Genomic DNA, 13,958 nt, shown 5'->3' on the forward strand with positions numbered 1-13,958 from the left:
GTCACCTCAACCAGGACAACCGGCAGTAAAGCCTTCATGCCTCCCACGAGCCTCCAGGCGTCGCACCGGCCCCACGGGTGCGCGGTCAGCTCACAGCGGGCAGGTGACGGGTGAACCAGGCGCCGGCCAGGGCGGTGACCTGGTCCAGAGCGCCGGGTTCCTCGAAGAGGTGGGTGGCGGCGGGGACGAGGACCAGGCGGGAGGGGCCGGGGATCTGTCCGAGCGCCTCGCGGTTGAGGTCGATCACCACAGGGTCGCGTTCGCCGACGATCAGCAGGGTGGGCTGGTGCACCCGCGTGAGGTGGTCACCCGCGAGGTCCGGCCGCCCGCCTCGGGAGACCACGGCACGCACGATGTCCGGGCGCTCCGCGGCGGCCACCAGGGCCGCGGCGGCGCCGGTGCTGCCGCCGAACAGGCCGGCGCCGAGGCCGGCCAGGGACTCGCAGGCGGAGAGGCGGGCCGTCACGGCGATCAGACGGGAGGCGAGCAGGCCGATGTCGAAGCGGAGGGCCACCATCGACTCGGCCCGCTCCTCCTCAAGGGTGAGCAGATCGATCAGGACCGTGGCGAGGCCCGCCTCCTGCAGCCCGGCCGCGACGTGGCGGTTGCGGGGACTGCGGCGGCCGCTCCCGCTGCCGTGGGCGAACACGACCACGCCGACGGCCGAGTCGGGCACCACGACGTCGGCCTCCAGAGGGACGCCGGCGGCGAGGAACGATGTGCTCTGGCGGACGATCATCGTCTGCTCCTTTCGGTGCTTCCGGTGCGCCGCCCGCGCCGCGGGGCACGGGACTCCCCGGTCAACGTCCCGCGGCGGCCGGGGGCGACGCCGCGGCGAGGTCCAGCGGGTGCACCGCATGGGTCTCGTCGAAGTGGACGACCGCGTCGAACTGGCCGCCGATCCGGGCGCGTACCTGGTCGCCGCCCCCGGTGGACGGGATGACGTCGGCGAGCACGTGCTCGGGGCGTGCCGAGTCGAACGGCCCGGCGCCGGGGAACATGACGAGGAAGTTCTTCACCCCCACCTCGTGGAACAGGGCTTCCACGCTGCCCGGGACGGCGGGCGGGGGCCGGACGACGGCGCTCGGCGCGCCCCAGCACGGAGCGGCGGTCACGGTGCCGCTGTAGGTGGTGAGTCCGAGCAGGAGGACCTCCCCGGGGTACCGCTCGCGGACCAGGCGGCCGACGCTCAGCTCGCCGCGGCAGGCCGCCTCGGTGGCCCGGGCGTCGCCGAGGTGCGGCGTGGTGCCCCACACCACGATCCGGGCCGGGCGGTCGCCGTGCCGGTCGAGGTGGTCCAGCAACGCGTCCAGCGTGTCGGCCATGTGCCGGTCGCGCAGGTTCCACGAGCAGATGTGGCCGCGGAACAGCGCCCGGTCGTACTCGATACCCGTGCCGAGGGCCCGCACGACGTGCTCTCCGTAGAACAACTCGTCCTCGGTGGGCAGCCCCTGTTCCCGTGCCCGCCGCAGGGCCTCCCGCCGCAGCCACGACAGCCGTGCGACGATCTCGGCCTCGCGCCGCTCGCCCGCCCCGCAGGCGGCGTCGAACAACGGATCACCCTCCTCGCACCCGGGACCGCCGGGGCCGTGGTCGCCGCAGCCGAGGTGGCCGTGGGCCAGCCTGGCGCGGGCACGGGCGGCGGCGGGCGGGTCGGCGGCGTCGAGGACGGCGACGATCTCGGCGGCGGTGCGGTGCAGGGAGTACAGGTCGAGGCCGTAGACGCCGGTCGCGGGAGCCCCCGGAGGCAGGCGGCCGTTGTGACGGCGCAGCCACTCGACGAACTCCATCACGACCGTGTTGCGCCACGCCCAGGACGGGAAGCGGCGGAAGCCGCGCAGCGCCTGCTCAGCGGTGGCGTCGCCGCCGGCACCCCGGACGTAGCGGTCCACGCGGTAGGCGTCCGGCCAGTCCGCGAGGAGGGCGACCGCGCCGAAACCCTTCTCCTCGATGAGCGCCCGGGTCAGCTCCACCCGGGTGGCGTGGAACTCACGGGTGCCGTGCGAGGCCGCGCCGATCAGCACCAGGCGGGCGTCGCCCACCAGGTCGAGCAGCGCCTCCGTGCGCGCGGCCCCCTCGTGCGGCTCCACGGTGACCGCTTCGCCACCCGGGGCCCGGCCCACGGGGCGGCCCGCGGCGCGGCGGCTCAGCATGTCGCGCACCTCGGCGGCGGTGGTCTCGGCGGCCTGGCGATAGCAGCGCTCCGGTGCCAGGAACGCCGCCGGCCCGGTGGCGCACACCACCTCGTCGGCCTCGGCGGACAGGTCACGCAGGGTCGCCTCGCACGCGGCGGGCACCGCGACCACCAGCCGGGCCGGACGCATGAGGCGCAACGCCCGCACGGCGGCCCGCAGCCGCGCCCCCGTCCCGAGACCGTCGTCGGCCAGGATCGCGATCCCGCCCTCGACCGGCCAGGCGGGCCGCCCCCGGCGGTAGTGCCGCTCCCAGCGCTGGACCTCCCGCCCCTCCCACGCGGCGACGTGCTCCACCACCTCGGGCTCGATGCCCAGGCCCCGGATGACGTCGTCGTTCAGCGCGAGCACGCCGTAGGAGGTGACCGCCCCCATCACCAGGTCCTCCTGCCCCGGCACCCCGAGCTCGCGAACCACGAGCACATCGAGCGGGGCCCGCAGCGCCTCGGCGATCTCCGCCGCCACAGGCGCCCCGCCGAGCGGCATGGCGAGCACCACGACCTCCCGCCGCCCCCGATAGGCGTCGAGCAGAGCGGCCAGGGCACGACCGGCGTCCCGGCGGTCATGGAAAAGATGCTCGGGCATGGCACTGCCTCACGTACGCGGCGGCGAGGCTGTACGCGGCACGCCCAGGGCACCACCCCGAGCGGACCGCTCGGTCCTCGGCGGTCACCCCCAACCTACGCCCGTACCCGCCGCCGCCCCCCGCCGCCCCGGGCCCCGCGACCACACATAGCCATAAAATTCGCCATTCATGTCGGCATCCTGGGAACTCCGGATATGGCACCGTAGTTGAGTCATTTGGCCACCAACTGGCCTGGCCGCTGAGTCCGCCGGAGTACGCATGGAAATCACGTTCCAGCAAAGCGACGACCACGGTGAGGACCTGAGGTCTCTTCACGCGTGGCTCCTGGACGACCAGGAGCTCCGTGGCCAGGTGCGCGTCGAGCCGGTGACCGGGCGGCCGTCCTCAGAGCACATGGCCGGCGACCTGGAGGCCATCGTGGCGATCATCTCCGGCGTGAGCGCGGTGGTCCAGCTCGGCATCAGCGTGGCCGCGTGGCGTGAGGCGCGCGGCGGCCGCCGGCAGAACATAGTGATCGTCGTGTCGGAGATCGACCGTGACGCCGCCAAACCCGTCATCGACGCGTTGAAGCCCGAAGAGAATGAGTAGTGCCCCCGCCACCCGATAAAGCGCCGGACGGCGGCCTGCTCCGTGGCATCGACCCCGCGCGTTCGACGTGCGTGCTCATCGGCGTGGACGCGTACACCGCCCTGGAGCCGCTCGGGGCCGTCGGCAACAACCTCAGCGAGCTCGCCAGGGCCCTGACGGACGAGGCGATCTGGGGTGTCGCGCAGGACCGTGTCCGCGTGCTCGCCAACCCCGCCACGCAGGCCGAGGTGATCGGCGCCGTCCGGGCCATGGCGAACCTCGCCGAGGACACGCTGATCGTCTACTACGCCGGTCACGGCCTGCTCGACCCTCGCGACGGCCACCTCCACCTGACGCTTCCCGACGCCAGGTTCTGGCATCCGGAGACCATGCTGCCGTACCAGTGGGTGCGCCAGGCCATGGGCGAGGGCACCGCCAGACGGCGGGTGGTCATCCTCGACTGCTGCTACAGCGGCAAGGCGCTGGAGGGCATGTCGGTGGCCGGCGTCGGCGAGCACGTGCTGACGAACGCCATGGAGGAGCACGGCTCGTACGTGATGACCTCCACCGCGCGGGACCGCAGGGCCCTCGCGCCGAAGGGCGAGAGACTCACGGCCTTCACCGGCGAGTTCGTGGACGTCCTGCGTGGCGGCGTGCCCGACGGCCCGGAGATCCTGACGCTGAACGAGATCTTCAAGCAGGTGCGCGACCGGCTGGTGCGCAAGGGACGGCCGAGGCCGCAGCGGCAGGACCACAACGGCGTCGGCGATCTGCCCTTCGTGCGCAACCTCGCCGTCGTGCCGCCCGGCCCCGCCCCTGAGTCCACCGGCACCGCCCGCGTGTCCCGCCTGCTGCTCACCACCGCGATCCTGGTGAGCCTCGCCGCGGGCACCGGCGCCGGGCTGGCCTATCCCGTGGTCGCGAGCCGCCTGTGGCCGCCCCCGCCGGTCGAACCGGGCGGGCCCTGCTCCTCACGCGCCGTCCTGCTCAGCCACTCCGACGCCCTGGACAAGACCGAGGTCATGGGCGAGCGCATCGGAGGACTGTCCGCCCTGGCGCTCACCGGGTCGTCGCGGGCGTACGCGCTGGCGGACAACACGCCGGGGCGGATCTTCCCGATCTCTCTGGGCCCCGCCGAGCGGCTGTCGCCGCGGGCCGGGACCGCGCGCACGCTGCGGCACGCCGACGGCGAGGCGTACACCACCGGGTTCGACGGGGAAGGCCTCGTGGTGGAGCAGGGAGGCAGGACCATCCTGGTCAGCTCGGAGACGGGGCCGGCCATCCGGCGTTTCCGCCTGGACACCGGCCGTCAAGTGGGCGAACTGCCGATACCGGCACGCTTCAAGGTCTGGCCGGACGGCGAGGCCCAGGCGGGGCGCACGATCGAGGCGCTGGCCGCGACCCCGGACGGGCGTCATCTCTACGCGGCGCTGGAGTCCCCCCTGTCCAGCGACGGCGACGGCCGCGGCAGGAACCTGCTGCGCATCCAGCGCTACACCGGCACCCCGGGCGGGAAGTACACACCCGATCGGCAGTACGCGTACCAGACCGGCGAGGGCCTCCATCTGACGGAGTTCGTGGCGATCGGCGACGATCGGCTGCTCACCCTTGAGCGCCAGTTCGTCCGGGGCCTCGGCAACGCGGTCCGCGTCTACGACGTGCCGCTGGCCGGCGCACCCGACGTGACGGGCCTCTCCTCCCTGTACGCCGCCGCCGCCGATGTCTTCGTGCGCAGCGAACTCCTCTTCGATCTGGCCGCCTGCCCGCCCGGCTCCCCCGGTCAGGTCGCCCGGAAGGGCCCCCAGATCAACCCTCTGCTCGACAACGTGGAGGGCATGGCACTCGGCGCTCCCCTTCCTGGCGCACCCGGCTGGCGCGACCTCTTCCTGGTCTCCGACGACAACCAGAACGAACAGCAGGCCACCCGGCTCTACGCCGTGCGCGTCCGCGTACCGTAGGGCCCGGCCGCGGCGCCGCCGGACCTGCCGCCGGCGAAGCAGGCAAAGAACGGCGAATTCCTACATCGCGCTTTTATCGGGCATCATTCAGATACTCGGGCATTTCCCCGGGCGGGGGAAAATCCTTATTCCGATGGCCGCACACACGGCGAAAAACATAATTGACACTCGAATGTCAGCGCCGCATAATTGCTGCTGTCCAGCCCCCCGGCCGGGCATCAGGCAGCGATCGGCGGCCCGCCCCCCTCTTCGATATCCCCCGTCCCCAGCGACGCCGAAAATAATTCACGACCGCTTTCCGCTGCCTTTTCGCCCTGACCGGCGTCTCCATCGCCGACGACATCCGGGTGTCCCGCGATTAACGGTGCAACGCGATAAAAGATTGGTGGTGCGGCTCGTGACCGAGACGCTCGACGCGCACGAGAACCTGCAGAACGGCCAGCAGCAGCGAAGCCTGGCGCCGGACGCTGCCCGCAATCTGGCGACCACGACCAAATCGCAGCCGCAAATGCAGAACATCTCCTCGAGGTGGCTGCTGCGCGTGCTGCCCTGGGTCCACGTCGCCGGCGGCACCTACCGGGTCAACCGCCGCCTCACCTACGACATCGGCGACGGACGGCTCAGCTTCACCGTGCAGAGCGGGGAAGTCCGGGTCGTGCCGCCGGAGCTGCGCGAGCTGGCGCTGCTGCGCTCCTTCGACGACGACGCGGCCCTTGAGGGGCTGGCCGACCGCTTCACCCAGCAGCAGTACGAGGCGGGCGACGTCATCGTCGAGCGGGGGCAGCCCGCGGACCGGATCGTCCTGATCGCGCACGGCAAGGCCAACAAGATCGGCGCGGGCGAGTACGGCGACGAGACCACCCTCGCCGTCATGGCCGACGGCGAGTACTACGGCCACCAGGCCATCGCGTCGAGCGACCCCGGCACCTGGGAGCACACCGTCAAGGCGGTCACCCCCACCACCACGCTCAGCCTGTCCCGCGAGGCGTTCCAGGAGCTCATGGGGCAGTCCGAGTCGCTGCGCGCCCACGTGGCGGCACAGCGCGCCGGGCGCAGGCCGCCGCACAACAGGCTCGGTGAGGCCGCCATCGCCATCACCTCGGGCCACGCCGGAGAGCCGCTGCTCGACGGCACGTTCGTCGACTACGAGACCACACCGCGCGAGTACGACCTCAGCGTCGCCCAGACGGTGCTGCGCATCCACACCCGGGTCGCCGACCTGTACAACCAGCCGATGAACCAGACGCACCAGCAGCTCCGCCTGACCATCGAGGCGCTGCGCGAGCGTCAGGAACACGAAATGATCAACAACCGCGAGTTCGGGCTGCTGCACAACACCGACCTGCGCCAGCGCGTCCAGACCCGCACCGGCCCGCCCACCCCGGACGACCTGGACGAGCTGCTCTCGCGGCGGCGCAAGTCCAACTTCTTCCTGGCGCACCCGCGCACCATCGCCGCGTTCGGCCGCGAGTGCAGCAAGCGCGGCCTGTACCCCGACACCGTCGAGATCAACGGCCACGCCATCCCCGCGTGGCGCGGCGTGCCCATCCTGCCGTGCAACAAGATCCCCATCACCAAGACCCGCACCAGCTCCATCCTGGTCATGCGCGTCGGCGAGGACGACCAGGGCGTCGTCGGCCTCCACCAGACCGGCCTGCCGGACGAGTACGAGCCGAGCCTGTCGGTGCGGTTCATGGGCATCGACGACCAGGCGATCATCTCCTACCTCGTCAGCGCCTACTACTCGGTGGCGGTGCTGGTGCCGGACGCCCTCGGCGTGCTGGAACACGTCGAGATCGGCCACTGACCCGCCCCTGCCGGGGGCAGAAGGTAAAGCGTAGGAAAGCGGAGACGACGCGAAGGGCGGCGCACATGGCCAAGGTGATGACCACCGCACGGCCGGCATCCGAGGTGCTGGCGTGGAGCCGCGACCTTGCCGGGCCCGCCCTGCGCGCCGCGGTGGAGACCCTCCCGGCGTCGGTCCGGGACATCGCGGGCTACCACTTCGGCTGGCTGGACGAAAAGGGACACCCCGCGGCCGGCGGCGGCGGCAAGGCGATCAGGCCCGCGCTGGTCCTGCTCGCCGCCGAGGCCGCGGGAGGCCAGGCCGCCGACGCCGTGCCTGGCGCGGTCGCGGTCGAGCTGGTGCACAACTTCTCCCTGCTGCACGACGATGTGATGGACGGCGACGCGACCCGCCGCCACCGGCCCACCGCCTGGCGGGTCTTCGGCGTCAGTCACGCCATCCTCGCCGGGGACGCCTTGCTGACGCTGGCTTTCGAGGTGCTCGCCGACAGCGGTCACCCCGGCATGCGGGACGCCGCACGCGGGCTCGCCGCCGCGGTGCTCGACCTCGTGGAGGGGCAGGGGGCGGACACGTCGTTCGAGACGCGCGCGGAGGTCGGGCTGGACGAATGCGTGCGCATGGCCGAGCGCAAGACCGGTGCGTTGCTCGGCGGCGCGTGCGCACTCGGTGCGCTGCTCGGCGGCGGGAACGCCGGCCGGGTGGAACACCTTCGCGCGTTCGGCGAGCGGCTGGGGCTCGCCTTCCAGTTCGTGGACGACCTGCTCGGCGTCTGGGGCGATCCGGCGGTGACCGGCAAGCCTGCGCACTCGGACCTGCGCAACCGCAAGAAGTCACTGCCGGTGGTGGCGGCCCTGTCCTCCGGCACCCCCGCAGGAGGCGAACTCGCCGCGCTGTACCGCGGCGACCACGAGCTCGACGCCGCGGACCTCGCGAGGGCCGCGGCGCTGATCGAGGCGGCGGGTGCCCGGACGTGGAGCCGGACCCGGGTGGACGAACTGTTCCACGAGGCCCTCACCCACCTCTCGTCGGCCGACCCGGCCTGTCGGCCCGCCGCCGAACTACGCGCACTCGCCCACCTGATCGCGCACCGGGACCACTGAGCGTCCACGGCCGCCGCGTCGACCGGGAAGTCACCGCGAAACGACAGTCGCACCGCCGTAGGGGACGGCGGTGCGACGGTGTCACCCATGCCGTCTCTCCCCCCGTGCCGTTTCCGGCGGGACCCCTGTCCGGGGGGAGGCGACGGCGATGTGGGGGCGGGCCCCGCCACGGGCTGATCGATCAGCCGCGACGGGGCCCGCAGCTCAGGTGCGGGTCACGACAGAGGCGGGTACGCGTTCTCCATGAGCTGGCGGAACTGGGCGGAGAACCAGGCACCGGCGATCGGAGAGTCCGGCAGGGCACCCGTGGGGTTGTTGCCGTTACGCTCGTTGCCCTCGTAGCTCGGGTCGCACATCCGGTCGAAGCCCTTGCCCTGGTCGTTGTCGATCAGGCGGCTGGAGCCGTCCGACTCACCCGGAGGCTTGATCCACACATAGGCGTCGATACCGGTGGCGGGGTTCGCCCTCGGCCGCTCGCCGATGCCGGCACCGCTCTGGTTGCACCAGTTGCCGAGGTGGATGCGCCTGTCGATCTTCGACTGGTTGACGAAGGTGTTCAGGTCGGTCGAGGTGCTCGGCCCGGCCGGCCGCGCCGCGCCACCCCAGCCGTTGCGGCCGGTGTCGATCAGCATTCCGATGTTGCTGTTGAAGCCCTGCTGCACCAGGCGGTTACGGAAGGCCTGCGCGAAGGACAGCTCGTCGATGTACATGTTCCAGTCGACCCAGTCGGACTGCCGGATCTGCTGGCCGTTCACCGAGCCGTTGACGGTGAAGTGCGGCTCGGTCAGCGCGGAGTAGTTCGACGTGTTGGTGATGAAGCCGGTCACGCTGTTGAAGCCGGCGGTGGTACCGCGGACGGTGCTGGCGAACAGCTCGGCCGCGGGACCGAAGTTGGTGTCCCAGCCAAGCCAGCCGTGGTGCGCGGCGTCGATGTAGTTGTACACGTTCGGGACCGCGTGCAGCTTGTTCAGCGCGTACTGCACACCCTGGACGTAGGCGCCGGAGCTCTGCGCCTCGGCGCAGGCCGCGATGTTGGTGTTGGTGATCAGGTTCGGCAGCGAGTCGATCTCGATGATGTTGATGATGCGGAGGTTCCGGTAGGCCGGGTCCGCCATGATCGCAGCGATCGGGTCGATGTACTCGGTCTTGTAGCGGTTGAGGCCGTTCTCCGCGATCTTCAGCTCACCGTTGGAGGCGAGGGCCGAGCAGTCGCGGTTCGGCAGGTTGTAGATGACGAACTGGATCGTCAGCGCGGAGCTGCCGTTGGCCGCGTCCTGGCGGACGGCCTCGTCCAGGTGCGCACGCACACCCATGGCGGTGCTGGTGCCGGCGATGGCGGCGATGCGGTCGATCCACACACCGGTGGAGTAGCTGGCGACGCGGCTGCCGCCGGGCTCGGCCGCGGCCTTGCTCGACCAGTCGGGGTTCACGTAGCCGGTGGCGCCGACGTACGGGTTGTCCACGCGGCCGGGGTTGGTGACGTCGTCGTCGGACTCGGTCGCGGTGACCGTCACCGAGGTGAGACCGGAGGACGCCACCGTGATGGGACGGGTGCCGTTGGTCTGGTCGGTGTCCTGCGCGGCGGCCAGGGTCACCGTCTGCGGGGTCTGCCAGTTGGAGGTGGTGAAGGTGAGGCTCGCGCCGCTGCTCACGGTGATGTTGGTGTCACCGGAGCCCGCGGTGTTGGTCACGGTCACACTGCCGCTGGGCGCGGTGGCCAGGCGCACCGTGTAGGTGCCGGTGGCGCCCTCGGGCACGGTCACGGCGGTCGAGGAGACGACCAGGGACTGGGTGCTGCTGCCGTCGTCGTCGGCCTCGGACGCGTTGACCGTCACCGAGGTGAGACCCGAGGAGGCCACGGTGATGGGCCGCGTGCCGTTGCTGAGGTCGCTGTCCTGTGCCGCCGCCAGCGTCACCGTCTGCGGGGTCTGCCAGTTCGATGTGGTGAAGGTCAGGCTCGCGCCGCTGCTCACGGTGATGTCGCTGTCACCGGAGCCCGCGGTGTTGGTCACGGTCACGTTGCCGGAGGGAGCGACGGCGAGGCGCACGGTGTAGCTGGCGGTGGCGCCTTCCGGCACGGTCACGGCGGTCGAGGAGACGACCAGGGACTGGGTGCTGCTGCCGTCGTCGTCGGACTCGGTCGCGGTGACGCTCACCGAGGTCAGGCCGCTCGCCGCCACAGTGATGGGCCGCGTGCCGTTCGTGCTGTCGGAGTCCTGCGCCGCCGCCAGCGTGACGGTCTGCGCGGTCGACCAGTTCGAGGTGGTGAAGCTGAGGCTCGAGCCGCTGGACACGGTGATGTCGTTGTCACCGCTGCCGGCCGTCGAGGTCACCGTCACGTTGGCGCTGGGCGCGGAGGAGAGGCGAACCGAGTAGGTGGCGGTGCCGCCCTCGGGAACCGAGACGCTGGTCGGCGTGACCACCAGGTTCGGGGTCTGGCCACCCTGCTGGTTGCACTGCGTGCCGTTGATGAAGAACGTGCTCGGGTTGGTGTTGGTGCCGCTGTAGGTGCCGTTGAACCCGAGGGTCCAGCTCGCGCCGCTCGCCTGCGAGCCGTTGTAGGACTCGTTCTGGACGGTCACGTTGGCGCCGGACTGCGACCACCGGCCGTTCCATCCGTTGCTGACCCGCTGGCTGTTCGGGAAGGCGAAGGTGAGCGTCCAGTTGCTCAGCGCGTCGCCGGTGTTCTTGACGGTGAGGTTGCCCCCGAAGCCGCCGCCGCCCTCCCAGGCCTTGGTATACGTGACCTCGCAGGCGACAGCCGCGTGGGCGGCTGTCGGGCCGGCGACGAGCCCGACGGCGGCGGCGAACATGACCGCCGCGCCCGCCATGGCTCTACGCCAGAAACTCTTGTGGGGTCCCATCTTCTGTAAATCTCCCTCACGTAACTGTTGGGGGTCGCCGCCTTCTTGTTGACGGCCAAGCAGCGCCCAGCTCGGACACGCGGCGTGGGAGCGCTCCCATAGTCCGGTTGTTTCGGGAGGATGTACAGCACATTGCGTGCGGGCAATCCCACGAGCAATCGCACGCTGTCCCCCGCCGCGACCAGCCGGGCCGTGGCCTTGGCAAACGCGGCGTCGAACGGGACGGCACCCCCTCGACATCCGATGAAACATTCATCTGGTACGAGGACCGACCGGACCCGCACCCCCCGCCACCTCGTAAAAGATCGCAAGCCATTCGACCCCGTGTGGCTCTGGCCTGTTCATATCCGGTTCAGCCGGGTTCGCCAGGGTGCCCTGCGTAGCCGGAGCACGAAATCGTCCGGCGGGACGGAAGGCAGGAAATGGGACACGGCCACCCTCACGGTCATTCGCACGATCACTCGCACCCGCACGACGGGCACACCCTGGACCAGGGCGACCTGGCCGCCGTCGTCGACACGTCGATCCCCGACGGCGAGCTCTCCCCCGGTCAGGTGTCCCGGCGTCAGGTGTTCCGCCGCGCCGGGCTGCTCGGCGCCGGCCTCACCGCCGCGGGCGTGCTCGGCACCCCCGCCGCGGCGTCGGCCACCACGCCCCAGCACACGGGGGGTGACCGCGAGCCGCGCGGCGGCTACCTGTGGCTGGCCGGCGACCACCACATCCACACCCAGCACAGCTCCGACGGCGTCTACAAGGTGAGCGACCAGGTCGGGCACGGCGCCGCGTACGGCCTCGACTGGATGGTCATCACCGACCACGGCAGCAACGCGCACGCCAAGATCGGTGTGGAGAAGGTCAACCCCGACATCGTGGCGGCCCGCCGCGACCACAAGGACACCCTGGTGTTCCAGGGCCTGGAGTGGAACATCCCCGGCGCCGAGCACGGCACCGTGTTCGTGGCCCCGGGCCGCAATGAGGTCTCCACCCTCAAGGAGTTCGAGAACTCCTACGACGGCTCGGTCAAGAACGCCGGCGCCAGCACCCCGCAGAACGAGGCCCTGGCCATCGCGGGCCTCAACTTCCTCGCCGAGTCGGTGCGCCGCCGCCGCGTCGAGGCCGCGCTGTTCCTCGCCAACCACCCCGCCCGCAAGGGCCTCGACTCCCCGCACGAGATCCGCGGCTGGCGCGACGCCCAGCCGGAGATCGCGGTCGGCATGGAGGGCGCCCCCGGCCACCAGGCCGCCGGCATCCCCAAGCCGAACGGGCCGGGCAGCGGCCGCGGCTTCTACGACAGCACCCCCGGCGCCGACTCCTGGCCCGGGTACCCGCCGGAGAGCTACAAGACGTTCGGCGGCTTCGACTGGATGACCTCCACCGTCGGCGGCCTCTGGGACAGCCTCCTCGCCGAGGGCAAGAGCTGGTGGATCACCGCCAACTCCGACGCCCACTCGATCTACGCCGACACCACCGCGCGCGGCGGCGGCGACTTCAACGCCAACGGCCGGTACGACGACCCGACCTACGGCGGCACGCTCAACGTCAACGCGGGCGACTTCTGGCCCGGCTTCTACAGCCGCACCCACGTCGGCGCGCGGTCCTTCTCCTACCTCGCGGTCATGGAGGCCATCCGCCAGGGCCGGGTGTGGGTGGACCACGGCGGCCTGATCAGCTCCCTGGTCGTGCGGGCCCGCCAGTCCGGCACCGGCCAGCTCGGCGTCAGCCTCGGCGACACGCTGCACGTCCGCAAGGGCTCCAAGGTGGAGATCTCCATCGAGATCACCCTCGCCGGCAAGCCCAACTGGGCGCAGGTCGTGCCGACCCTGGCCCGCGTGGACGTCATCCAGGGCGACGTGACCGGCCCGGTCAAGGACAAGGACGTCTTCACCACCCCGGCCACCAAGGTCGTGTCCTCCTACGAGGTGGGCAAGAACACCGGCACCGTGACGTTCACCTACAAGGTCGGCGCCGTGGACCGTCCGGTGTACGTGCGCCTGCGCGGCACCGACGGCAAGCGCTCGGCCCCCGGCCTGCTCGGCGCGGCGGTGGACCCGCACGGCCCGGCGATCGACGTCTTCGGTGACGCCGACCCGTGGAACGACCTGTGGTTCTACAGCAACCCCATCTGGATCGTGCCCCGCGGATGATCCTCGGCCTGGACACAGGCACGCGGACGCTCACGGACGCCGAGCACCTTCTCCACGACCTGGTGAAGGTGCTCGGCCTCCCCGCGGGCACCGTGGCCTGCACACACTTCGTCCGCACCGGTGACGGGCCGCCGCACGTGGCGTGCTCGCTGACCGTGCCGGACACCCTTGACCCCGGGGCGCTGCCCGAGGGGTCCGGCGTCGCGTTCGGGCACGGCCGCTCCGGGCCCGCGGACCTCGCCGAGGGCGCGTCCCTGGCCGCCGCCGCGCACGCGTCCGGCACCGGCGGGCGCCTCGTGCTGTTCCCGGGCCACGACGAGCTGACCGGCACGCTCGGCGTGGCCGAGGTGGTGGCCCGCTCGGGCATCGACCGCGTCGTGGTGCTCGCCCACGCCGGCGACCCGGCGCCGGACACCCCTGTGGTGACCAACGACTTCGTGCGGCCGCAGTGGCGCGACGGCGAGGTCGTGCTGCTCACCATGCCCGCCGCGGGCGGACGCCTGACGCCGGCCGAGGTGCCGAACCCGACTCCCTGCTGCGCCGACCACGGCTGAGGCGGGGATCCCGCGCCCGGGGCGGCGGGCCACCGGCGGCCCCGCACGCCCCGGGAGGCGGGCCACTGTCAGGTCCGCACGCTCCAGGAGGGGGCCGGCGGCAGGTCCGCACGCTCGGAGAAGCGGGGCAGGTGGGGCCGTTGCGACGATGAGTTCTCATCGAGCAGGCTGCCCCGGCTCAAGCTC

The 13,958-nt window shown here is 71.7% G+C and carries 9 protein-coding genes; 6 read left to right on the top strand and 3 right to left on the bottom strand.

The window, feature by feature from the left end; all coding sequences use genetic code 11:
* Positions 1-85: 85 nt before the first annotated feature.
* Together ABGB17_RS04095 and ABGB17_RS04100 are read right to left on the bottom strand one after the other, a co-directional pair.
* A complete protein-coding gene (locus ABGB17_RS04095; RefSeq protein ID WP_347626363.1) occupies positions 86-739 on the bottom strand; it encodes an alpha/beta family hydrolase in 654 nt (217 codons plus the stop codon).
* 61 nt (positions 740-800) lie between these two features.
* On the bottom strand, positions 801-2,777 hold the full coding sequence (locus ABGB17_RS04100) for an erythromycin esterase family protein (protein ID WP_347626364.1): 1,977 nt from the start codon (positions 2,775-2,777) through the stop codon (positions 801-803).
* Between the two features lie 259 nt (positions 2,778-3,036).
* On the opposite strand from ABGB17_RS04100, the gene ABGB17_RS04105 reads away from it, so the two are divergent.
* From ABGB17_RS04105 to ABGB17_RS04120, 4 genes are all read left to right on the top strand, one after another.
* Entirely contained in the window at positions 3,037-3,366 is a 330-nt protein-coding gene (locus ABGB17_RS04105; RefSeq protein WP_347626365.1) for a hypothetical protein, read from the top strand.
* On the top strand, positions 3,366-5,303 hold the full coding sequence (locus tag ABGB17_RS04110) for an esterase-like activity of phytase family protein (protein WP_347626367.1): 1,938 nt from the start codon (positions 3,366-3,368) through the stop codon (positions 5,301-5,303). Before ABGB17_RS04105 ends, ABGB17_RS04110 begins: the two co-directional genes overlap by 1 nt.
* A 397-nt stretch (positions 5,304-5,700) precedes the next feature.
* A complete protein-coding gene (locus tag ABGB17_RS04115; protein ID WP_347626368.1) occupies positions 5,701-7,110 on the top strand; it encodes a family 2B encapsulin nanocompartment shell protein in 1,410 nt (469 codons plus the stop codon).
* Between the two features lie 77 nt (positions 7,111-7,187).
* Positions 7,188-8,210 (top strand): family 2 encapsulin nanocompartment cargo protein polyprenyl transferase, encoded by a 1,023-nt coding sequence (locus tag ABGB17_RS04120; protein WP_347626370.1) that lies wholly within the window; start codon positions 7,188-7,190, stop codon positions 8,208-8,210.
* Between the two features lie 215 nt (positions 8,211-8,425).
* Here ABGB17_RS04120 and ABGB17_RS04125 read toward each other — a convergent pair whose 3' ends face one another.
* Complete coding sequence (locus tag ABGB17_RS04125) at positions 8,426-11,074, bottom strand: glycoside hydrolase family 6 protein (RefSeq protein WP_347626371.1); 2,649 nt, start codon at positions 11,072-11,074, stop codon at positions 8,426-8,428.
* 422 nt (positions 11,075-11,496) lie between these two features.
* On the opposite strand from ABGB17_RS04125, the gene ABGB17_RS04130 reads away from it, so the two are divergent.
* Positions 11,497-13,218, top strand: coding sequence for a histidinol-phosphatase (locus tag ABGB17_RS04130; protein WP_347626372.1), 1,722 nt, complete (start codon positions 11,497-11,499; stop codon positions 13,216-13,218).
* On the top strand, positions 13,215-13,772 hold the full coding sequence (locus tag ABGB17_RS04135; protein ID WP_347626373.1) for a hypothetical protein: 558 nt from the start codon (positions 13,215-13,217) through the stop codon (positions 13,770-13,772). Before ABGB17_RS04130 ends, ABGB17_RS04135 begins: the two co-directional genes overlap by 4 nt.
* The last annotated feature ends 186 nt before the right edge of the window (positions 13,773-13,958 follow it).

Source organism: Sphaerisporangium sp. B11E5, assembly GCF_039871875.1.
In the GTDB taxonomy this organism is placed as follows: domain Bacteria; phylum Actinomycetota; class Actinomycetes; order Streptosporangiales; family Streptosporangiaceae; genus Sphaerisporangium.

What these genes read in the sequence shown, in the direction of transcription:
- ABGB17_RS04095 (WP_347626363.1), bottom strand. Translation starts at nt 739, where the DNA reads ATGATCGTCCGCCAGAGCACATCGTTCCTCGCCGCCGGCGTCCCTCTG.
- ABGB17_RS04100 (WP_347626364.1), bottom strand. Translation starts at nt 2,777, where the DNA reads ATGCCCGAGCATCTTTTCCATGACCGCCGGGACGCCGGTCGTGCCCTG.
- ABGB17_RS04105 (WP_347626365.1), top strand. Translation starts at nt 3,037, where the DNA reads ATGGAAATCACGTTCCAGCAAAGCGACGACCACGGTGAGGACCTGAGG.
- ABGB17_RS04120 (WP_347626370.1), top strand. Translation starts at nt 7,188, where the DNA reads ATGACCACCGCACGGCCGGCATCCGAGGTGCTGGCGTGGAGCCGCGAC.
- ABGB17_RS04125 (WP_347626371.1), bottom strand. Translation starts at nt 11,074, where the DNA reads ATGGGACCCCACAAGAGTTTCTGGCGTAGAGCCATGGCGGGCGCGGCG.
- ABGB17_RS04130 (WP_347626372.1), top strand. Translation starts at nt 11,497, where the DNA reads ATGGGACACGGCCACCCTCACGGTCATTCGCACGATCACTCGCACCCG.
- ABGB17_RS04135 (WP_347626373.1), top strand. Translation starts at nt 13,215, where the DNA reads ATGATCCTCGGCCTGGACACAGGCACGCGGACGCTCACGGACGCCGAG.